Genomic DNA, 21,862 nt, shown 5'->3' on the forward strand with positions numbered 1-21,862 from the left:
GACGCTGACATCCAGCTAACGGCCGATAGTTTAATACAATCCATTCAGACCTGAGTGACCGAACCCGCCGACAGCCAATCAGCCGCCAGCTGGCACATCGTTCACTCAGGTTGATCACCATGATCAGACAGCTCCGGCATCCTTCAGGATCTCGGCGTATTCTGCGCCTTGTTTATGCTGGCTGATGGTCGCCAGAATGGTTTCACCGGCAGCATTGGTGGCATTCAGGTCGTGACCTTTGGCCTTGAACAACTCGATATACTGGGCAAAGGTACCAGGCACCATGTAACGATAGGCGCGGATGGCACCGATATAATCGGCGCTGTCACCATCGTAGCTGGGAACGTCAAGAAAGGTGCTCAACTGGTCTTCGCTCCAGTCACCACCAAATACTTTTTCTTTATCTTTCTTTTGCATCGGTATGCTCCGTCGGACGTCGGCAATCAGCGGCCAGACGTTATCAAATAGTAAGTCGGGGGCGGCATTATTGGTGCCGCCGGATTATCGACCTGAGTGATGATCGTGGGCGATCAACGATCAGTCAATCTTGCGGTATTTCATATCCCAGACACCATGGCCTTTACCCTGACCGCGTTTTTCAAACCGCGTCAGTGGTCGGTCATCCGGGCGCTCAACACACTGGCCAGGGCCGGCGATATTGTCATAACCCGCCTGTGCATCCATCACCTCAATCATGTGCTCCATGTAGTTTTCCCAGTCGGTAGCCATATGGAAGATGCCACCGGGCTTGAGAATACGGCGCAGGGTCTGGGCAAATCCGGTTTGTACGATCCGGCGTTTGTGGTGTTTTTTCTTGTGCCAGGGATCAGGGAAAAACAGCTGCACCGTATCAATGCTGTTATCCGGAATCAGCTTCAGAACCTCGATGGCATCGTCCTTGTAACTGCGCACATTGGTGACACCGGCTTCTTCTGCCAGGTTGAGCAGCGAGCCGACACCGGGCAAATGCACTTCAACACCGATAAAGTTCTTCTCTGGTGCCGCAGCGGCCATAGCCACCAGTGACTGACCCATGCCGTAGCCGATTTCCAGCACGGTGTGGGCATCACGGCCAAACACATCCGCCGGAACAATCGGGCCATCGGCCAGTTCCAGCCCCCACTCGGCCCACTTGCGCTCCAGTGCCAGCTCTTGCCCTTTGGTCAGGCGGCCAGCGCGGATCACAAAGCTTTTGATACCCCGGCGATAAACGGGTTTGTCGTCCGCCGTTGCTTGTTCCGCCGCGACTTCATCCTCTTCAGGCAAGGCAGTGGCGGCATCGGCCGGAAGATGGTCGTTCAGGTTGTTGGACTCGTGTTCTGTCACTCAGGAATGCCTAACGTTAATCAATGGAAGTAGAAGTCGTCATCGAACGGGCCGCGATAAACAACAAGCCCCAGCCAATCAGCCAGCTAACGCCGCCAATCGGGGTAATCATGCCCAGCATGCGTAAATCCAGCAGCACCATGGCGTACAGGCTGCCGCAAAACAGCAGCAGTCCGGCCACCATAAACAGCGCCGCCCGATTGAGCCAGACCTGCGGCTGGTGCAGTTGCCAAACCCCCAGGCCCAGCAACACCGCGGCGTGCAGCAGATGGTAGTCAACGGCGGTCTGATACACCGTCATCATTGGTGCCGACAGCAGGGGTTTCAGGCCATGGGCACCAAAAGCACCGAGCGCTACGCCCAGGAATCCGGCAATAGCGGCCAGCATCAGGGTGGTTCGTGCCTGCATGGTTCGGCTCCGTCGGAAAAACAATGGCGCATTATAGAGGAGGCATGGCGTTACGTCACAGGGTAGCTTCCCGGGCTGGCAATGAGTTGGCCAGTTCAAAACGGAAGCAGGTGCCCGTTCCTGGTACCGATTCCACATCGATACGGCTTTGATGCAATTCCAGAATGCGTTTGACGATCGCCAGCCCGAGGCCACTGCCTTGTCGCTTGGCCTGCCCTGTGGGGGTTGAGGCCATGGTTTGCGAGCGGCTGGCCTGATAATAGCGCTCAAAAATATGTGGAATATCGTGCTGCTGGATGCCGATACCGGTATCGCGGATTTCAATCCGGGTGGCACCCTCAAGCGCCTGGATCTGCAACACCACCGAGCCGCCGGATGACGTGTGGCGCAAGGCATTGTCGATCAGGTTTTGCAGTACCCGTTGTATCATGGCGATATCCGCCACCACATAACTGTCGTGCTGCTGGCCTTGCAAATCCAGTTCGACGCCTTGCTGTTGCGCTTTCAGGCGAAATTCCTGCAAACAGTCATGGGCCAGCTCCAGCAAGGAAAACGGTTCGCTATTGGGCTCGGCGTTGTCGGCCTGTAACAGCGACAGTTCAAACAACTCGTTAATCAGTTGCGACAACCGCTGACTCTGCTGGCTGGCAATGTCCAGGTAGCCTCGCAACTCCGCTTGCTGCGGGCCGTCGTGCAACCTGAGCAAGGCCGTTTCGATATACCCCTGAATACTGGCCAGCGGGGTGCGTAAATCGTGGGACACATTGGCAATCAGTTCCCGCCGGTTGCTGTCGAGTGCCTGCACCCGGCTGAACTGCTGTTGAATATGTGCCGCCATCTGCTGGAAAGCGAGAGTCAACTGGCCAATTTCATCCGACGGCTGCGGTGTTTTTTGCAGCAATGGCTGCATCACCGACATATCCGGGTAGAGCAGGTTGTAACGCAAGACAGCTTGCCGCAAGCGGGTCAGCCGCCGGGTCAGCACAAAAAATATCCACAACCCCACCAGCACGGCGGTGACAATACTGCCGACCATCAGCCAGCTGCCCAGCGTAAAGGTGTAGCTGGAAAAAACCGACTCATGCAACTGCCGGTAGTGCTGGCCCCCAATAACGGCGTAAACATAACCGAGTGGTCTGGCTCCGCTGGCGTCAGCATCGCCGCTGCTGGCGGTCAGTATGGAGGCTGGAGATGCCGGAATAGCGGCCACGGAGAAGATGTTGCGCTGCTGCGGATTACTGGGGTCATCGCCCAGCACAGGGTAACGGGCGTTCGGTTGCAGATACTGTTGAATCGGAGCCAGCGCCACGCGCTGCAAATGCACCTGGTCAGGCGGCAGACGATGACCAAGGATCTGGCCGTTGGCGTCCAGCAAGTAGATTTCCAGGGCCGGGTTCAGCACCATGGCATGCCCGGCCAACTGGTCGAGGGCTTGCTCGTCCACCACGCCGGCTGCATCCAGCAGCGGCTGTTGTCGCGTCACATAACCGGCGACCGGCTGATTCAGCTGTTGCAACACATTCAGACTGTGGTTCTGGCTCATATAGCCCGACAGTCCCAGCAGCAAGGTGCCCAGCATCACCAGAATCAGCAGCAACGCCAATGCCAGCCGGGTAAACAGACGGCCCCCGAGTGCCATCACCCGGCTGGAGGGTTTCGGGTTCAGCGGATGGCGGTACGTATGATCCGGCTTATCCAAGGCGATACCCCACCCCCCAAACAGTCACAATAATGCGGGGCCGGGTCGGGTCGTCTTCGATTTTGGCACGCAGGCGATTGATGTGAGTGTTGACCGTGTGTTCGTAGCCTTCTTGCCCTTGCCCCCAGATGCGGTTTAACAAATGGGCGCGGGAGAAGGCATCTTCCGGATGCTGCATAAAATAGCTGAGCAGATCGAATTCCTTGCCCGTCAGGTCGAGCACCTTGCCCGCCTTGCTGATGCGATGCTGGCGCAGGTTCAGCACCAGACGGTGCGACTGGCTGACCAGTTCATCCACTGACGCGGTCGGCTCCCGACCGGCCCGCTCGGTTTGTACCCGGCGCAAGATGGCTTTGATGCGGGCCATCAGCTCAATCACACTGAAGGGTTTTAGCAAGTAGTCGTCGGCTCCCATTTCCAGCCCCAGCACCCGGTCCATTTCACTGGAACGGCTGGTCAGCATCAGCACAGGTACGGTGTGACCCCGACCGCGCAGGTCACGACAGATTTCCAGGCCGTCTTTTCCCGGCAAATGTAAATCCAGCACAATCAGGCTCCAGTCCTGTTGGCAGGCCAGTTCAAACCCGGCTTGACCATCGTGAGTTACCTGGACATGGTGGTACTGCTGGCGTAAATGCAAGGCCAGTAAATTGGCAATATCGGGCTCATCCTCAATCACCAGAATACGATGGGCCAGCGCCGCAGAGGCCGAGACCAGGCCACGTTCAGTGGCTCCGGCGGGCGTCGTCGGGTCAGTGGCGGAAGTGAGTGGCGCAGGCATGGCGGGTCTCCGGGCGGTGGCTGTTTTCCTTGTTTCCTTGGTCGCACGCAGCCTCGGGTTCTTACAAAACCTGTCAGCGGCGGCCCGGACATGCGTCACACCGAGGTATCCGGATTCACTCTGTCCGGGTCACGGTGATCAAGGCCACAGGGTTATCCCAACGATGGACGTGCGTCAGTGCCGAGCTGGCCAGGCCATCGTCCTGCGTGACCACACCGGCATGCAGCGTCACCCGGTCTTGCCGATCATCTCGACTGGCATTAAACCCTTCGCCACCGGCAGCCGGGCCAGGAATGGTCGTCGACGATTCGGTATTGGCTTCGGTGCCAGCGTCGTAGCTGTTGGCCGTTACCTGAAGCGATGACCCCACTGCCAGCTGCGTCACGTCCAGCGCAGAGGCGGCAATCACCCCATCGTTGGTATTCACCAGCATGCTGGTAATACTCAGCAAGATGCTCTCATCCGTGGCGCCCATGCTGTCTACACTTATGCCATCCAGCGTTATGGTCAGCGTTGCCGTACCGCCCGGCACAACGACCCCCTCGCCGCTCTGGCTGCTGTACACCGCCGGGTTGCTGTTGGCAGCGGCCAGCAAGGCGCTGTTATCGCCGCCTTCGGCCAATTGCTCCAGCTCAATACTGGCGGCCGTGCCGGTCACCAAGGTGTGATAACCGGCCCCATGTGCCACCACTGCCAGTGGCGACAGGGGTTGCCCGGCCGTGGCATTGGTCACGGTGACGGCAAAGGTTTTGTTGCTGGTTTGTTCAGCGTCGCTCGCGCTGTTACTGCTGTTGTTATCGTCATCAGCCAAACAACCGCTCAAGAGCACCGCGCTGGCCAAGACCGGCACCAGGCCGACATGCTTGCGTATCAGAATCATCTTAATCACCTCACTTGACCGTCAAGGTCACACGGGCCACCGGGTTCAACCAGCGGTGTACTGTTGAATCGATATCACTGACACCGCCACTGAGATCGCTGTCGCCCAGCACATTGCGGTGAATATGAACAAATTCTTCCGCTACTGCAGCAATGCCTGTTGCCGATATGCCAATGCTGGCATCCAGAGGTTCAGGAACCGGGAATCCGGCTTCGCCCGGTGCTCCGCTGCCCCGCATTTCATCATTGGCTTCGGTACCGGCGTCATAGCCGTTGAGGTCGTAGTAATAGGTCCCCGCCAGTGTTGGAATCTCAAGGCTGTTGAGAGCAACAAAGCCGTCGTTAGTGGGCAGCATCATGGCCACAATCGACAGTTGGGTATTCATACCGGTGTCGATATCTGTGCTGGCTGACTGTCCTGCCAGCAACAACCCGGCGGCTGGATTGTCGACGATGACACCACCGGCACCGGTTACATCCGCCGACAAGCCGCTGATATCACCACCTTCAGCCATTTTTTGCAGGTTGGCACTGGCCGCTTCACCCGGCATAAACAGCGCCGTATCGGCATCGTGACCAGCTACCAGCAACGGCGTAAAGGCAATTCCACGCGTCAGGTTGGTGATTTCTACGGTCAAGTCGGCTGCCATTGCCGGGATCGCCAGAGTGCTTATGGCGGCGGCCAGCAGCGTTGTACGTAAATTCATCATCATGCTCTCCATCATTGGGTTAGGGTTCGCAGCCTGCCAACAGCCTGCTGAACAACCCGTTCAGAATGATGCCTGGAGCCGGTTGCAGTCCTCCCGGAAGTGTTACGGAGTCGTCCGGGTTATCACAGAAGTATCACAGCCTATTGGCTCATTAACCCGCCCCGTTGCTATCATGCCTCTTCCTGAAAGTGAGGCAGCCGCGTGAAATACAACGACCTTCGTGACTTTATTGACCAACTCGAAAAGCAGGGTGAGCTCAAGCGCATCCGCTACCCCGTCGATCCCCATCTGGAAATGACCGAAATCGCCGACCGGGTATTACGGGCAGAAGGCCCGGCACTGCTGTTTGAAAACCCCAAAGGTTACGAAATGCCAGTGCTGGCCAATCTGTTTGGTACCCCCAAGCGGGTCGCCATGGGTATGGGCGAGAACTCAGTTGCAGCACTGCGGGAGGTCGGCAAGCTGCTGGCTTTTCTGAAGGAGCCGGAGCCACCCAAGGGCATGAAGGACGCCTGGGAAAAGCTGCCGATCTTCAAGAAAGTATTAACCATGGGCCCAAGCGTGATTAAAAAGGCCCCTTGTCAGCAGGTGGTCATCGAAGGTGAAGACGTGGATCTGGGCAAGATTCCGGTGATGCATTGCTGGCCCGGAGACGCCGCACCGCTGATTACCTGGCCCCTGGTGATCACCAAAGGCCCACACAAGGAACGCCATAATCTTGGTATTTATCGCCAGCAGGTTATCGGCAAGAACAGGGTCATTATGCGCTGGCTCAGTCATCGAGGTGGGGCGCTGGATTTTCTGGAATGGCAAAAAGCCCATCCCGGCGAGCCGTTTCCCGTCACTGTCGCACTGGGGGCCGACCCGGCCACGATTCTGGGTGCAGTCACTCCGGTGCCCGATACCCTGAGTGAATACGCATTTGCCGGACTGCTGCGCGACAGCAAAACCGAGCTGGTGAAGAGTATTGGGAATGAGCTATTGGTGCCCGCCAGTGCCGAGATTGTGCTGGAAGGCGTGATCCATGCTGGTGACATGGCCCCGGAAGGGCCGTACGGTGACCACACCGGTTACTACAACGAGGTGGATCAGTTCCCGGTATTCACTGTCGAGCGTATTACCCACCGCCGCGATCCGATTTATCACAGCACCTACACCGGTCGGCCACCGGATGAACCCGCCATTCTGGGTGTTGCCCTGAACGAGGTGTTTGTGCCGATTCTGCAAAAGCAGTTTCCGGAAATCGTTGATTTCTATTTGCCTCCGGAAGGCTGCTCCTACCGTATGGCCATTGTCAGCATGAAAAAGCAGTACCCGGGTCACGCCAAGCGCGTAATGATGGGGGTATGGTCGTTTTTGCGGCAATTCATGTACACCAAGTTTGTCATCGTGGTGGATGACGACGTCAATACCCGCGACTGGCAAGACGTGATCTGGGCGATTACCACCCGTATGGACCCGGCACGGGATACCACCCTGATCGAGAACACGCCTATCGATTACCTCGACTTTGCTTCGCCGGTCTCTGGTCTGGGGTCCAAAATGGGAATGGACGCCACCAACAAGTGGCCCGGTGAAACCACCCGGGAATGGGGCACACCGATCGTCAAAGACCCAGAGGTGGTTGCCCATATTGATGAAATCTGGTCGGAACTCGGTCTTGACCCCATGGACGACAGCCAGTGAACAGTGTGCAACCCGTCACCACGGTAACGGTTACCTTTTTACCAAATCAGGTGACCATGCCTTGCCGCACTGATCAGACCCTGATGGATGCGGCTCATGAACATGGCATCAAGATGAAAACCGCCTGCAAAAACGGCGTCTGTGAAGTCTGTGCTGGTCGTTGGCTGGCCGGCTCTCTAAAATTCAATAATCTCATTGGCCAGCAAATACTTGATCAAAGCAATCGGGTATTATGTTGTATAGCGATGCCCCAAACGGATACCCAGATTGTTATGGCTAATATTCAGCACCCGGATTGCAAAGACCAGGTTATCCTGGCCATGCAAGTCCAAGCCGTCACCCCCTTGACGGAGGAAGTATATGTCGTTGAGCTGCTGGCTCCGGCAGGCAAGGCACTGGATTTCTGGCCTGGCCAGTATCTGCTGTTACATATCACCGGCACCGACGGCAGCGAACGGAAAATCCCCTACTCTATTGCCAGCGCCCCGGGCAGCCTCACCGGCTCCGAGCCACGGGCCTTGCAGCTGCATATTGCCAACACCAGCGACACCGCCGCACAGGTGATCAAACAGCTGCAAACCCAGCCAACGATTTCAGCCACCTTGCCGATGGGTGACTGCTTTATCTCCCCCACCCAGCTGCGGGCCTGTGCTGGCAAACCGATCCTGCTGCTTGCGGCGGGCACCGGTTTTGCCCAGATCAAGGCACTGGCAGAAGGTATTCTGGCGCTGGCTCCGGCACAAGAAACCCACCTGTATTGGTCCAACCGCAGCGCTGACGGCTTCTATATGGCCGATTTACCCCAACAATGGGCACATGATCATCCCAATCTGCATTTCCATCCTATACTGGAAGAACAGGCCGATGGCTGGCACGGACGGGCTGGCTGGATCTATCAGGTGATACAGCACGACTTCAAAGACCTCTCCGGGGTCCATGTCTTTGCTTGCGGTTCCCCTAATATGGTCTACGGTACTCTAGAGCAATTGGAACCGCTGGGTCTTGGCGAGACCAATCTGCACTCCGATGTACTGGCTTATGCGCCACGGCCTCCCAAAGCCTGACCGACAAGACAGCCACATCAGCCGAGAATACACGCCGTTCTATTATTGACCGGCAATCACCGACCAGCGATGGCAAACCAGGCGAGGCTTTCCAGGCATCGCCAATCTATTGAGGAATATTTGTGGACTGGCTAAATCAATTCGGAAGTTCATTATCTACGGAAAACATCTGGGCAGAATATCTGCTGCCATGGGGTACCCAGATTGTTCTGGCGTTACTGATATTTTTTGCCGGCCGCATGGTCGCCAATCTGGTGCTGAAAGCCATCACCGGCATGATGGTCAAGGCCCGGGTTGAACCGATCCTGACAGATTTTGTAAGCACGGTACTGCGGGCACTGCTGATGGTGCTGGTGGTGGTGATCTCGCTGTCGCAGCTGGGTCTGGATACAACCTCACTGATCACCTTGCTGGGTGCCGCCGGCCTGGCAGTTGGTCTGGCCCTGAAGGATTCACTGTCGCATTTTGCTGCGGGTGTCATGCTGATTGTTTTCCGCCCGTTCAAGCTGGGGGATTACGTTGAAGTCGGTGGTGTCGCCGGTTCCGTCAACAAGATCACCATTTTCAGTACTCGTTTGAAAACTCCGGACAACCGGGTAGTCACCGTGCCCAACGCCAATGTTTTTGGTAACACCATGGTGAACTATTCGGAAGAACCAACCCGCCGTCTGGATATGGTCGTGGGTATTTCCTACGGCAGCGACCTGCTGCTGGCCAAAAAGATCATGACCGAGATGCTGGGTAATGACGAGCGTATCCTGAAAGACCCGGCCTTCACCGTAGCGGTGTCCGAGCTGGCCGATTCCTCCGTTAATTTTGTTGTACGCCCATGGGTAAAAGCAGCCGATTACTGGGTGGTTAAATGGGAACTGACGGAAGCCATCAAATTACGTTTTGACGCCGAAGGAATTGAAATTCCGTTCCCGCAAATGGACGTTCATCTCAACAAAGTCGATTAAGCAAGTTTCCCGCCTCTACACCCGCTCGATTATGCGACCAATGGCGTAACGCCTTGGTCGCTGAAAAGACTCAAGATGTAATAACAATAATAAGAAGGTTATCGCCATGTATCGTTGCTTTGTGCTCACCGCACTTGCGTTGTCTGCGCTCACCGCTCAGGCCGCCGACTCCATCAAACTGGGGTTGAACTACCCCTCGACTGGCCCCTATAAAGAACAGGGAATCGCCCAGGCCCGTGGTGCCTTGCTGGCCGTTGAGGAAATCAACGCCGCAGGTGGTGTGTTGGGCCGTCCACTGGAACTGATTACGGCCAATACCGCATCCAAGCCGGATAAAGCTGTCGAAAACGTCAAGCGGCTGTCGTCCCAAGGGGTCTCGATGCTGTTTGGTGGCTCTTCCAGTGCCGTGGCCATTGCCGCCGGTAAAGAGGCTGCCCGTCAGGGTCTGATCTATTTTGGCACCCTGACCTATGCCAACGAAACCACAGACGAGGAAGGCCATCGTTATATGTTTCGTGAAACCTACAACGCCTGGATGGCCGCCAAAGCACTGGCGTTTTATCTGAACCAGAGTCTGGCCGGTAAAAAAGTGTTTTATCTGACCGCCGACTACAGCTGGGGCCATTCCACCGAAGGCTCCCTGCGCACCTTCACCAATACCCAGGATAAAAACAAATACCCCGGCGTTCTGGTACCTTTTCCACGCCCGAAGCAGGCAGATATTGAAAGTGCTCTGGAAGCAGCAGAACGCGCCAATGCGGATGTGCTGATGCTGGTTCAGTTTGGTGACGATATGGCCAGCACGTTGAAGGCAGCCTATCGCATGGGCCTGAAAGACAAGATGACCATTGTGGTGCCCAACCTGACGCTGGGTATGGCCATCTCCGCCGGTGCTGGCATTCTGGAAGACGTTATTGGTGCCGTGCCCTGGACCTGGCAGGTGCCTTATCTGTACGGCTTTGAAAAGGGCCAGCAATTTGTTGAGCGCTTTGCCGATCGCTTCCAGAAATACCCTTCCAGCTCCGCTGCCTCGGCTTACAATATTGTCTATGAATTCAAAGCGGCGGTAGAACGCACCGGTAGCCTGAGTAGCAGCCGTCTGATTTCCGCTCTGGAAAACCACACCTATACCGGCGTCAAGGACCCACAGACCTGGCGCGATTTTGACCACCAGAGCGTACAGTCCGTGTATGTCGTCAAAGGCAAACACCGGGCGACGGTACTGGCAGACAAGTTTAATGAAGACTACTTTGAAGTCCTGCTGAGTATTCCGGGTAAGACGGCGGCCAAAACCTATGAAGAATGGTCAGCCACCCGACAGGCAGCGGGCAAGTCGCTCACGCTGAAATGATCGTATGATCGATCCGCTCAAGGGAGCGGATCGGGTTTGACCAGAGGTAAACACTAGCCGGACTGGCAGTCCTGCTGCGCCAGGGCTTGCTGGAAGTATCGGCTGGCACCAACATGATCCTGTTCTTGCACCAGTAACTTGCCCATTTCGGCGTTTAGTCCGGGCAGGTTTTTCAGCTTCAATCCCATCAGCAAAAACTCTCTGGCCCGCTCCGGTTGCTCAAGACGCAGCGCCAGGCGCGCCAGAATCAATAACAGTACCGGATCATTCGGCCGTTCCTGCAGTTGTTTTTCTGCAAAGAGGAAACGTCTGCGGGCATCCGCACCATTAAGTCTGGCGTAGGCCAGCAGCAAGTCATCACGCCAAACGTACGCCAGCCCGTTACGCAAATCCACTTCGGCCTGCTCATCCTCTCCCAGCTCATGCAGGGTATCGGTGTAGTGCAACAGAATATCCCCCTGACGGCGGCAGTGTCGGGGCATCGACTGATACAGTTTCTTCAAGGCCGCTACCGGGTCCTTGCTTTGCTGCGCCTTGGCTGTACGGTCGATCAGCTGCAAATAGACTTTTTCTTCCAGTTCCTTGAGCTTGCTTTCCGGAATTTTTCCGGCTTTGCCAGCCTTGCCCAGAATCGGCAGTAATTCGTGTAACGCCACCCAGTCTTCCAGATCCTGATACAGCCGCACCAGCAATTTAAGCAAGTAGCTATGACGGGGATAACGGTCGCGCAAGCTGACCAGAACCGCCAGGGCCTGCTCTTTGTGGCCGCGCGAGATCAGCAACTGGGCATGGGAAATACCAACCGCCAAATCAGCCCCGCGGGTGCTTTTACTGGCAGCACTCAAGAGCTCATCGGTGGTGTCGTGCTTGCCTTGTTCATACGCCGCACGGGCGGCGGCCAGATAGTTGATCAGCGGCATATCGGTATCAGTTGCCGAACGTGTCAGCAAACGTTCAGCCCTTGGCCACTGCCCCAATGCCAGCGACAACAGACCACGGGTGGTTTGCTTGCGGGCACGGGCGGTACGGCGACTGCGCCGCCATTCATTAAAACGCCAGTCGGAACCCAGCATCACCAGGCTGAAACGGAATAAGAAATACACCGCCACCAGCATGACGCCAAGCAGTAACAAAAAGAACCACAAGCTGGTTTCAAGGCTGTAATGATGCCAGCTCAGCAGGACATAACCTGAATCCTGCCCCGCCAGAGACCCTGCCCCCAGAGCCACCACCAGGGTAATTACAAAAAACAGCAACCAGCGCTTCATGGCTGTGCTCCTTGCGGCTCAGTGGTCGCCTTGGCAGCAGGAGCCACTGGCTGTTGCTCCGGGCTGTATTCTGTTTCATCCAGAACCATACGTGCACGCAGAGCCTGCAAGGATGCACTGATATCCGGTACCGCCGGACTCACCTGCCATTGTTGCAGCTCGCCCAGCAACTGGCGTAATGCCAGCACCGCCTGATCTTGCTTGGGCAAATAACGTTCAACCCAGCCTTTAACGCGGCCAAGGCTGTTGTCGTACAGGTTCTGATCGCCACGCAACATCGCTAGCTGGGCCTGTTCCAGCATCAGGTGGGCATTCTGTTGCAGGTAATAAGCCTGCTCCGGTGCCATGGGAATATCGACAGGGCTGTCCTGACGACGTATCCGTACCACCTGGGCAAGTCCTTGTTTCAGCTCATCAAACAGCTGCTGGTACCAGGCTTGAGCGGCTCCGGCCAGGGTTGTATTGGCGTCGGAGGCTGTTGATGGCAACCGCACTTGTGGCAACCAGTCAACCTGATCCAAAGAATCCTGCATCGCCTGCAAGCGGGCAATCGCACCGACCTTGTCGACACCGGGCACCCGGCGCAGCTGTTGGATCTCGCTGGCTATTTTAGTCCGGACGTTATCGTAGGCCGGGTTGTTGATTTCCAGCAGCACCTTGTCGGCAGCCACCAGCATGGCGGCCGCTCCGGTAACATCACGCTCCAGGTTCAGGCGTTGATTCGCCAATCGCAGCAGGTATTCCACTTCGGCCAGGAGCCAGTCCTGACGATCGGAACCGGCCAGCCCGGCCAGCCGTTGTTCATTATGCTGCGCCTGACGGGATACCGTGGCCAGCTGGTCTTGCAAAGCCCGATCACCGCTATCCTGTTGCTGCTGGCGCTGACCCAGTGTATTCAGGGTTTGGCGATCAGCCTGCGTCTGTTGTGCCATGCCTTGCAACTGCTGTTGCAGCTGGCCCAGCTGTTGATGCTGTTGCAACCCATACCAAACCACAGCCGCCGAGACGGCCAGTGACAGTAACACCAGAATAACCAGCAGCCAGATTGCCAATGACGATCGCCGTCCAGGGGTGTTTTCCTTGTCGGGTTTGCCTGCTTGCGCATCCGGTCGGGTCTTTTTCGACGCCGCTTTTTTATCCGTCGACGCCGTCGTTCTGTCGCTCGAGGCTGCGGGAGCTTGCTCTTTGTCCAGCGTTACCTGGGCGTCAGCACCCGCATCGTCTGTTGTTTGCTTGTCTTTGTTGTTGTCCACGTCTGTTTTCCTGTCACCGCCGCCGCTAGCGACCTGATTATCGGGTTACAGCTGCGCCGCCAGGCAGCTGAGCATGTCGTCATCCCTGGCACTGGCGGGAACCAATACCGGATCGTAGCCTTTGGCCCGTGCCTGTTCGGCAATCCGCTCACTGGGCAGTATCAGCCCGGCAATCCGGTTAGCCAACGTGGGCACCTGCCTTTCTATAATATCCAAGGCCTGGCCACTGCTGAGCAGCAGCCATGGACGGGTACCGAGTGTCACGTCCCAATCGTGACTGCTGTACTGCCGCGGTCGCCGTTCATACAGCTCGGCATAGTCGACACAAGCGCCACGCGCACGTAATGTCGTCGCCAGTGTTTCCCGACCACCAACACCCCGCCAGATCAGAATGCGTTGTTCTGCCACTTGCTGCAAGGCAGGTAATGCAAGCAGTCCTTCACTGTCATATCGGCTGGCCGGACAGCTGGCCTCCAGACCGTACTGCCAGAAGGGTTCGGTACTGGCTGGGCCAACACCATACCAGTGCACTCCCAGCGGTGGCTGGGGCCAATACGTATCCAGCCATTCCAGCCCCGACCGGGCTGCGTTGGCGCTGATGGCAATCACGTGCTGGTAGAGGTCGAGATCGAGCATCCGGGCACGGGCCAAACGCGCGTGCTCACTGTGCTCGGCCACCGCCTCAATCGCCATCAATGGCCGATGCAGACAGTAATAACCGGCCTGCTCCAGAGCGGCGATCAGGTGATCGGCCTGACCCTCGGGGCGGGTCACCAGAATCGTTGTCAAAGCCTAGCGTACCTCACGACCGTAGACTTCGGTCAGGATCTCGCCAGCCCCTTGGGCCAGCAGATGTTCTGCTGCCAGGATACCCAGTATCTCTGCATCGGCCCTGTTGCCCTGCTGTTCCGTGGTCAGCACCTTGCTGCCATCGACGGAGCCCACCAGCCCCCGCAAGGTCAGCTGGTCGCCTTGTAATTCTGCATAGGCGGCAATGGGCACCTGACAACCACCTTGCAAACGACGGTTCAAGGCCCGTTCGGCCAGCACACAGTCGGTGGTATCGGCATGGGCCAAAGGAGCGATCAGTGTCTGGGCAATCTCATCATCACAACGCCACTCAACCCCCAATGCGCCCTGGCCACCGGCAGGTAAGGACTGCTCGGCCGAGAGGGATGCCGTCAAGCGATCACCCATTTCCATCCGCAGCAGTCCGGCAGAAGCCAGAATAATGGCATCAAATTCACCGGCATCGAGTTTGCCCAGGCGCGTCTGGACGTTGCCACGCAGGGAGCGAATCTGTAAATCCGGCCGCTGTTGTTGCAACTGGCACTGACGCCGCAGGCTTGAGGTACCAACGACTGCCCCTTGTGGCAGTTCGTCGACACTGCTGTAGTTATTGGAGACAAAAGCGTCCAGAGGGGTTTCCCGCTCACAAATCACGCCCAGCTCCAGCCCTTCCGGAAATTCCATCGGCACGTCTTTCATTGAGTGCACGGCAATATCGGCACGGCCGTCCAGCATGGCGACTTCCAATTCCTTGACGAACAATCCTTTACCGCCAATTTTGGCCAGCGGTGTATCGAGAATCTTGTCACCCTGGGTGGAGAAGGTCACCAGTTCTACTTCCAGATCTTTATGCAAGGCCATCAAGCGGGCCTTGATATGTTCAGCCTGCCACAGGGCCAAAGGACTTTTACGGGTGGCAATACGGAGCAGACGAGCTGATGACATGATGATCCTTATTCGACGGGAAGTATGGTGGCCTGGCTGGCAGACCACCGATATGAGACATTTGCAAATCATACCAGTGCTGGCGCGTCAGCTGAAATTACCCGGATCAGCTAACCAGCAGGAAATACCGTGTTCAAGGCTAAAATGACTTCATTACCTTGCGCACATCCGGTAAATGGCGGCGACTAACCGCAACACCGTCTTTGATACCGTTCAGGTATACCACATGGCCTCGACCTTCCTGCGCTTCCAGTCGCACGATACGATCCCGCGCCACCAACGCACTGCGGTGGACCCGGACAAAGCGGTCGCCAAATTCTTCTTCGAGCTGACGCAGGCTATCATCGATCAATGTTTCGCCTTGTTCCTGAATGGCATTGACGTATTTCTGATCAGCCAGAAAGTAGCATATGTCTTCCAGCGGGATACGTTGCAAGCCCATATGAGTGCGGGCAGTCAGGTGCGTGCGTATTTTAGCTGTACCTTCGTCGTGCTCCGGTTTTTCTTCTGACAGATCCCGGCTTGCCAGTTCCCGGGCCTCCAGCCGCTCCCTGACCCGCTCCAATGCCCGCTGCAAATCCGCCGGACGTACCGGCTTGAGCAAGTAATCGATGGCGCTGACACCGAAGGCATCCAGAGCATGTTCATCAAATGCCGTACAAAAAACCACCAGCGGAGGCGTGTCATATTGCTGCAATGCCTGGGCGGTTTCCAGCCCGCTGCGGCCAGGCATCTGGATATCCAGCAGCAATACATCGGCACGGTGGTGCTCCAGCCATTGCAAGGTGGCATCCCCGCTCTCCAGTTCGACCACCAGTTCAAAATCCGGGTACTCTTTTAACAGACGTGCCAACCGGCCACGAGCCAGCGGCTCATCATCAACCAGCGCCAGGCGATAACTCATGGGTACGCTCTCCAGAATACAGTGGAATCATGATCCGCGCCTGGTACTCATCCGCCAGCTCCAGTGTCTGTAGCCGGGCAGAATCACCAAACAGGGTGTCCAGTCGGGCACGGATATTACGTTGGGCAATGCCATTACCCGGCTTGCTGCTGCCGGGAACCCGGGCATTCGCGACCATCAGCTCCCAGCCTCCCGTCACCGGGGTCAGCGAAATACGAATCCAGCCGCCGCCGACCAGGGGCTGAATGCCGTGGTAAACCGCATTTTCAAGCAATGGCTGGAGAATCAGGGTTGGCATAATAATCTCCGGCAAAGGGTCGGGGAGTTGCCACTCGATCGTCAGCCGTGCCCCCAGCCGGGTATGTTCGATATCCAGATAACGCTGGCCAAATTCAATTTCCTGCTCCAACGTCGATGGCGTGTCGTCGGCTTTCAGAACCACCCGGAACAATTGCGCCAGATCCAGCAGCATGTTTTCGGCTTTTTCCGGATCAATCACAATCAGCGCAGCGACGGTATTCAGTGTATTAAAAAAGAAATGCGGCCGAATATTGGCCTGTAACGCTGACAGCCGCGCCTTGAGCTCTGCCTGCGCCTGAATCCGCCACTGGCTCTGCACATAAAAGTAGCGTAATGCCAATGCAGTCACCAGGGCACTGACCAGCGCATTCCGGGCCAGCCAGAGCCAGTCGATGCTTCTCACACTGGTTGGCCACAACCAGTCCGCCATCAACCCCACACCCAGTGTCACCAGCTGCACCAATAACAGCGCCAGCACCGAAACCAGCATGACGTTCACCTGCACCAGCACAAATCGCAGCTGACACAACACCGCCACCGACAGCAAGGCCACCCACTGCACAAACAGCGAGACCAGGCCAAAACGTTCCCAGGAAAACGCCGCCAGCGACGATTCCATCAAGGTCAGAATCGCTACCAGGCCTTCACTGACCGCCAGCAAAAACAGGATTGCCCGGGTGTTACACAAATCGGGCAGGAAAAACGCATCCAGTAAACTGCGATCATGCTGATGGCTGACAGCGGATACGGTATCTGACATAGCTGATCCTCTGACCGTAAGGTAAAAACAGTACTAGTCTCGCTTTAGTCTCGGACGACAACAAGTATCTGCTCCACATTCCGGTTAAACCGTTGCCACGCCACAGGTATACTCTGCGGCTGGAAATTTTCTGTTGTGGCTGGCCAACGCCAATAGAGCCACAACATTTGCGTTTATTGAGGGGGAGTACATGACTGATCAATCCACCAATGCCTCGTGGGGCGGCCGTTTTTCTGAGCCAACCGATGCATTTGTTGCCCGTTACACTGCGTCAGTGGACTTTGACCAGCGCATGTACCGCCACGACATCCAGGGCTCGGTTGCCCACGCCCGCATGCTGGCCCACGTCGGAGTGCTGAGTAACGACGAGCGCGACGATATCATTCGTGGCCTGGAAGAAGTACGTATCGAGATTGAGCGCGGTGATTTCGACTGGTCGATCGCACTGGAAGACGTGCACATGAACATCGAGGCCGCACTGACTGCCAAGATCGGTATCACCGGCAAAAAACTGCACACCGGCCGCTCCCGTAACGATCAGGTTGCCACCGATATCCGCCTGTACTTGCGTGATGAAATCGATCTGATCAGTGCCGAACTGACCCGCCTGCAACAAGGCCTGATTGAACTGGCCAAGCGGGAAGCCGACACCATCATGCCGGGCTTCACCCACCTGCAAACCGCACAGCCAGTCACCTTTGGTCATCACCTGCTGGCCTGGAATGCGATGCTGGAACGGGACTACGCCCGCCTGCAGGATTGCCGCAAGCGGGTTAACCAGTTGCCTTTGGGTGCTGCAGCGCTGGCCGGTACGACTTACCCGATTGACCGTTGCTATACTGCCGAATTGCTCGGCTTTGACGCTCCCACTGAAAACAGTCTGGATTCTGTCTCCGATCGCGACTTCGCCATCGAATTCACCAGTGCCGCAGCGCTGATCATGATGCATATGTCACGCTTCTCGGAAGAGCTGGTGCTGTGGGCATCGGCGCAATTCCGCTTTATTGATTTGCCAGACCGCTTTTGCACCGGCTCATCCATCATGCCGCAGAAAAAGAACCCCGACGTTCCTGAACTGGTACGGGGCAAAACCGGCCGGGTCTATGGTCATCTGGTCAGCCTGCTGACACTGATGAAGTCCCAGCCACTGGCCTACAACAAGGACAATCAGGAAGACAAGGAACCCCTGTTCGATACCGTCGATACCTTGCGCGACAGCCTGCGAGCCTTCGCAGATATGGCTCCTCACCTGCAAGCACGTCGGGATGATATGCGGGATGCTGCCAAGCGGGGGTTCTCGACCGCCACCGATCTCGCCGATTACGTGGTACGCAAGGGTATTCCCTTCCGTGATGCCCACGAAATTGTTGGTAAAGCGGTGGCTTATGGCCTGGAGCAAGGCAAGGATCTCAGTGACATGACGCTGGAAGAACTGCAGCAGTTTTCCGATGAAATTACTGTCGATGTCTTTGATGTACTGACCCTGGAAGGCTCTGTTGCCGCTCGCGATCATATCGGCGGTACTGCGCCAGATCAGGTACGGGCAGCTGCGGTGCGGGCGCAGAATATGCTAGCATCCAGACCTTAGGTGTCCTGTTAGCAGGGAAGCGATATATTGATGAATGGATTTGTCTATGCAGCAACGGGCGATATTGGCTACACACAGCTAGCCATTCGCTCGGCTCGCAGTCTCAAGGCACAGTGCCCCGATTACCCGATCGACTTGTTCACAGATCAACCATGCGATGACGATGTTTTCGATCAGGTTCATGTGTATGAAGACTCCTGGTTTCGCGCCAAAATTGACGCGTTGCAGGATTCCCGCTTTGAAAAAACGGTTTATATCGATGCCGATACTTTTGTAATCGACGATATATCTGATGTGTTCTTTATCCTTGACCGTTTTGATATCGCGGCGGTACACGATCAGGCGCGAGCCAGTCACCATGGCCAGAGAATACATAAACTATCATTTCCTGAATCGTTTCCAGCCTTGAATAGTGGCGTTGTCGGAATACGAAAAACGGAAGAAACAACGGCCTTTCTCAATACCTGGAAGCGGTTAATGCAAGAGACTGGCAGTAATGCTGACCAGCCACTTTTTCGGGAGCTGATTTGGCTCTCTAACCTCCATGTACATATATTACCTACCGAATACAATGTCATGCACTTGCACTGGTTACGTATCACTAACCAGGCGCGAGGATTTCCGAAAATTATTCATAGCCCCAGCCTGCATCACTTTATTGATAAAGATGGCGAGGCCTGTCCGTCCTTGCTGAGCCTGCTGGGTTACAGAACCATGCGCAACCTGATTAAAACCTTTCGGGCCAAAGGTACTCACAATCTCGAAAAAGTCCCACAGGAATTTTTTCTCGGCAATCCATCAGACTACTCTTTGATCAACAAGATAAAGTACTTTGTCCTGTCCGATTATTTTTCAAAAAAATAGCATCGACGGTGACCAAGCAGCATAGCGGCACCTTTGTGTAGTCCCAGCCTAAGTCATGTTTTCTACCGGTACCCAGGTAGGCACCGGCGCATCTCAGACTTGTTGCTGCCGCTTTTTGAACCAGCCTTCCTGCCCGGCAATCGTGACCAGACGGAACACCAGCACGGCATGCATAACGCCGATCAACCCTGCCGGAGCATAGTCGTTGACGCTGAACATCTCCCATACTAGGGCCGGTAACACCAGAATCGGAAACCAGGCGATATAGCGGTAAAAGAATTTCTCAAAGCTGGAGATCGCTTGATTCTCTGTGGCTGTTTTCTTGTTTTTATTATCTTTTTTCACATCAACCTCGGAAAAATAGACGTTGCATCGCTGACTAAACAGTATGCTGGCAGACTGACAAAAGCCTGCTCTGGCGCTGCGTTGCACGTTCAGGAGCAAATCCTGACAGGCTTCTAATGGACCATACAAGCTATCAAATTGCCACTCGCCCTTGGTCGTAGGTCTGTTTAAAGGTCACGCATTGCCGGACAATATGCTAGTTTCTGATGCAGTACGGCGGCATAGTCCCACCGTTGGTTCAGCTACCCTACAGACTCTCTGCCGTTGGAACTCTGCCGGTTCATCATGAAATTGCCTATTGTTTATCACACCAACTATTCTTGCCCGTTCCCGGACAACCATCGCTTTGTCATGTCCAAGTTTGTGCGCCTGCACGACCATCTGTTACAGCAGGGTTATATCCACGATAATCTCTATCGGCCTGCCGCGGCTTCCATCGCCGACCTCGCCATTACCCACAGTCCGGTTTACCTGCAGGCTCTGGTTGACGATGCCATTGAGATGAAAGCCTGGCGACGCCTGGGCTTACCCTGGAGCCAGGGTTTGATAGACCGGACCCTGACCGCACCCAATGGCACCTTGCTGGCCGCCCGGCTGGCACTCCAGCATGGCATGGCCAGCCATCTCGCTGGCGGCACCCACCATGCTCATTATGATTTTGGCTCTGGTTTTTGCCTGGTCAACGATCTCGCCTATACCGCCCTGACTCTGCTGCAACGGCGAGAAGTCCAGCGTTTGCTGATTTTTGATCTGGATGTGCATCAGGGGGATGGCACTGCGGCTCTGCTGGAGCATGAGCCACGGGCATTTACTTGCTCGATTCACTGCGAGAAGAATTTTCCTTTCCGTAAACACCGCAGTGATCTTGATATTGGCCTTGGGCAATATCTCGATGATGCTGCCTATCTTACAGTTGTCAGGGACACCTTCGAACGCCTGATTCATGAACAGCAGCCAGAGCTGGTGATTTACGATGCCGGAGTTGATGTCTGGGAAGGGGATGAGCTCGGCCACCTGAATATAACCCTGGAGGGTATTCAGCAACGGGACCGCTGGGTGCTGGCATACTGCCAACAGCGCGGCATACCGGTTGTGACGGTCATTGGAGGTGGCTATGACAAGGATCACCAGCGCCTGGCAGAACGCCATGCCAGTGTGGTGAAAACCGCTTCCATACTGTTTGCTGAACAATAAGCAAACCCGCAGGTGTGTATGTACAGGTGTGATATTGATTGAACGCATAACAGATTAACAGATACAAAAACAGGCGCCATGGCGCCTGTTGCACATCATCTTCTGTCGTCAATCAGAACAGTATATGCGCCGCAAGATCGAAACCGCCCTGGGTAGATTGGGTTTCGTAGATGTGGTGGCCATCCTCCGCATCCTGCCAGCCAATCGACTTGAAGCCGTAACCCAGGTCAACATCCAGATGTTCATGGAACTGCCAGATTACGCCTGCGCCAAAGTTGAATGCAACGCCGGACAAGTCCTCACCATCGGCATAGTACTCTCCTGAATCATCGTAGGTGTACAACCCAAAGCCAATCAGCAGATAGGGTCTGACGACTTCGTAACGCCAAACAAACGAATAATCCACATCAAGGCCAGAGTATGATTCATCATCATAAAAATCGTTGTCATATTCTACATCAATGGTCGCCAAAGAGACTTCCAGGCGGTTGTCGTTATCAAACTGATAACCCAACCCGATCGATTGTTGCGAATACTCATAATCATAGGTAACAGAGTAACGACCTGATGTGTATTCCTCTTCTCCACTGCCGATAAAACCGGCTATTCCCACACCGGCATAAAACTGGCCAGCCATCACAGAGGATGAGGCAGCGACCATCAAGGGCAACAAGGCCCTGGAAAATACTTTGGACATAAGGACGCTCTCCTGAGCTTTGGGAACACGATATCGTATAAAATCGCACGAACAGGAGACAGAAAAATATTAACGGCCATCTGACATCCTG

22 protein-coding genes are annotated in these 21,862 nt (G+C 55.7%); 7 read left to right on the plus strand and 15 right to left on the minus strand.

All coding sequences use genetic code 11. From position 1 onward, the window contains the following. Positions 1–123 precede the first annotated feature (123 nt). The 7 genes from Q4551_RS00755 to Q4551_RS00785 form a co-directional block, all read right to left on the minus strand. Positions 124–417 carry a PA4642 family protein gene (locus tag Q4551_RS00755; RefSeq protein WP_303431194.1) on the minus strand — a complete coding sequence of 98 codons (294 nt, stop codon included), beginning with the start codon at positions 415–417 and terminating at the stop codon, positions 124–126. Between the two features lie 120 nt (positions 418–537). Beyond that, positions 538–1,266 (minus strand): tRNA (guanosine(46)-N7)-methyltransferase TrmB, encoded by a 729-nt coding sequence (gene trmB / locus Q4551_RS00760; RefSeq protein ID WP_303431392.1) that lies wholly within the window; start codon positions 1,264–1,266, stop codon positions 538–540. A gap of 76 nt (positions 1,267–1,342) precedes the next feature. Next, complete coding sequence (locus tag Q4551_RS00765; protein ID WP_303431195.1) at positions 1,343–1,735, minus strand: DUF423 domain-containing protein; 393 nt, start codon at positions 1,733–1,735, stop codon at positions 1,343–1,345. A 55-nt stretch (positions 1,736–1,790) separates the two neighbouring features. Further along, positions 1,791–3,434: a cell wall metabolism sensor histidine kinase WalK gene (locus Q4551_RS00770; protein ID WP_303431196.1), complete on the minus strand. Its 1,644-nt coding sequence runs from the start codon at positions 3,432–3,434 to the stop codon at positions 1,791–1,793. After that, positions 3,427–4,215 (minus strand): response regulator transcription factor, encoded by a 789-nt coding sequence (locus Q4551_RS00775; protein ID WP_303431197.1) that lies wholly within the window; start codon positions 4,213–4,215, stop codon positions 3,427–3,429. Before Q4551_RS00775 ends, Q4551_RS00770 begins: the two co-directional genes overlap by 8 nt. A gap of 115 nt (positions 4,216–4,330) precedes the next feature. Continuing rightward, positions 4,331–5,095, minus strand: a complete 765-nt coding sequence (locus Q4551_RS00780; protein WP_303431198.1) for a spondin domain-containing protein — start codon at positions 5,093–5,095, stop codon at positions 4,331–4,333. Between the two features lie 10 nt (positions 5,096–5,105). Further along, a complete protein-coding gene (locus tag Q4551_RS00785; RefSeq protein WP_303431199.1) occupies positions 5,106–5,801 on the minus strand; it encodes a spondin domain-containing protein in 696 nt (231 codons plus the stop codon). A gap of 204 nt (positions 5,802–6,005) precedes the next feature. Here Q4551_RS00785 and ubiD point away from each other — a divergent pair, with 204 nt between their 5' ends. The 4 genes from ubiD to Q4551_RS00805 all read left to right on the plus strand — a co-directional run bounded on the left by ubiD (position 6,006) and on the right by Q4551_RS00805 (position 10,864). Beyond that, positions 6,006–7,490 (plus strand): 4-hydroxy-3-polyprenylbenzoate decarboxylase, encoded by a 1,485-nt coding sequence (ubiD, locus tag Q4551_RS00790; protein WP_303431200.1) that lies wholly within the window; start codon positions 6,006–6,008, stop codon positions 7,488–7,490. Beyond that, entirely contained in the window at positions 7,487–8,554 is a 1,068-nt protein-coding gene (locus Q4551_RS00795) for a 2Fe-2S iron-sulfur cluster-binding protein (RefSeq protein WP_303431201.1), read from the plus strand. The genes ubiD and Q4551_RS00795 overlap by 4 nt, the downstream gene beginning before the upstream one ends. 122 nt (positions 8,555–8,676) lie before the next feature. Further along, positions 8,677–9,513, plus strand: coding sequence for a mechanosensitive ion channel family protein (locus Q4551_RS00800; protein ID WP_303431202.1), 837 nt, complete (start codon positions 8,677–8,679; stop codon positions 9,511–9,513). 106 nt (positions 9,514–9,619) lie between these two features. Next, positions 9,620–10,864: an ABC transporter substrate-binding protein gene (locus Q4551_RS00805; protein ID WP_303431203.1), complete on the plus strand. Its 1,245-nt coding sequence runs from the start codon at positions 9,620–9,622 to the stop codon at positions 10,862–10,864. Positions 10,865–10,917: 53 nt separating this feature from the next. On the opposite strand, the gene Q4551_RS00810 is transcribed toward Q4551_RS00805, so the two are convergent. The 6 genes from Q4551_RS00810 to Q4551_RS00835 form a co-directional block, all read right to left on the minus strand. Then, the gene (locus tag Q4551_RS00810) at positions 10,918–12,132 is read right to left on the minus strand and encodes a heme biosynthesis HemY N-terminal domain-containing protein (protein WP_303431204.1); all 1,215 of its coding nucleotides are present in this window, start codon (positions 12,130–12,132) and stop codon (positions 10,918–10,920) included. Next, the gene (locus tag Q4551_RS00815) at positions 12,129–13,385 is read right to left on the minus strand and encodes a uroporphyrinogen-III C-methyltransferase (protein WP_303431205.1); all 1,257 of its coding nucleotides are present in this window, start codon (positions 13,383–13,385) and stop codon (positions 12,129–12,131) included. Before Q4551_RS00815 ends, Q4551_RS00810 begins: the two co-directional genes overlap by 4 nt. A gap of 45 nt (positions 13,386–13,430) precedes the next feature. Continuing rightward, positions 13,431–14,174, minus strand: a complete 744-nt coding sequence (locus tag Q4551_RS00820) for a uroporphyrinogen-III synthase (protein ID WP_303431206.1) — start codon at positions 14,172–14,174, stop codon at positions 13,431–13,433. Positions 14,175–14,177: 3 nt separating this feature from the next. After that, the gene (hemC, locus tag Q4551_RS00825; protein ID WP_303431207.1) at positions 14,178–15,119 is read right to left on the minus strand and encodes a hydroxymethylbilane synthase; all 942 of its coding nucleotides are present in this window, start codon (positions 15,117–15,119) and stop codon (positions 14,178–14,180) included. Positions 15,120–15,258: 139 nt separating this feature from the next. Beyond that, positions 15,259–16,023, minus strand: coding sequence for a LytTR family DNA-binding domain-containing protein (locus Q4551_RS00830; protein ID WP_303431208.1), 765 nt, complete (start codon positions 16,021–16,023; stop codon positions 15,259–15,261). Beyond that, positions 15,998–17,083 (minus strand): sensor histidine kinase, encoded by a 1,086-nt coding sequence (locus tag Q4551_RS00835; RefSeq protein WP_303431209.1) that lies wholly within the window; start codon positions 17,081–17,083, stop codon positions 15,998–16,000. The genes Q4551_RS00830 and Q4551_RS00835 overlap by 26 nt, the downstream gene beginning before the upstream one ends. Positions 17,084–17,273: 190 nt before the next feature. On the opposite strand from Q4551_RS00835, the gene argH reads away from it, so the two are divergent. Beyond that, positions 17,274–18,671, plus strand: a complete 1,398-nt coding sequence (argH, locus tag Q4551_RS00840) for an argininosuccinate lyase (protein WP_303431210.1) — start codon at positions 17,274–17,276, stop codon at positions 18,669–18,671. A gap of 30 nt (positions 18,672–18,701) precedes the next feature. Beyond that, complete coding sequence (locus tag Q4551_RS00845; RefSeq protein WP_303431211.1) at positions 18,702–19,535, plus strand: putative nucleotide-diphospho-sugar transferase; 834 nt, start codon at positions 18,702–18,704, stop codon at positions 19,533–19,535. A gap of 93 nt (positions 19,536–19,628) precedes the next feature. Here Q4551_RS00845 and Q4551_RS00850 read toward each other — a convergent pair whose 3' ends face one another. Then, a complete protein-coding gene (locus Q4551_RS00850) occupies positions 19,629–19,967 on the minus strand; it encodes a hypothetical protein (RefSeq protein WP_303431212.1) in 339 nt (112 codons plus the stop codon). Between the two features lie 198 nt (positions 19,968–20,165). On the opposite strand from Q4551_RS00850, the gene Q4551_RS00855 reads away from it, so the two are divergent. Continuing rightward, a complete protein-coding gene (locus Q4551_RS00855; RefSeq protein WP_303431213.1) occupies positions 20,166–21,074 on the plus strand; it encodes a histone deacetylase in 909 nt (302 codons plus the stop codon). A 112-nt stretch (positions 21,075–21,186) separates the two neighbouring features. On the opposite strand, the gene Q4551_RS00860 is transcribed toward Q4551_RS00855, so the two are convergent. Next, on the minus strand, positions 21,187–21,771 hold the full coding sequence (locus tag Q4551_RS00860) for an outer membrane beta-barrel protein (protein ID WP_303431215.1): 585 nt from the start codon (positions 21,769–21,771) through the stop codon (positions 21,187–21,189). Positions 21,772–21,862 lie beyond the last annotated feature (91 nt).

Source organism: Oceanobacter sp. 5_MG-2023, from assembly GCF_030548165.1.
Classification (GTDB): domain Bacteria; phylum Pseudomonadota; class Gammaproteobacteria; order Pseudomonadales; family Oceanobacteraceae; genus Oceanobacter.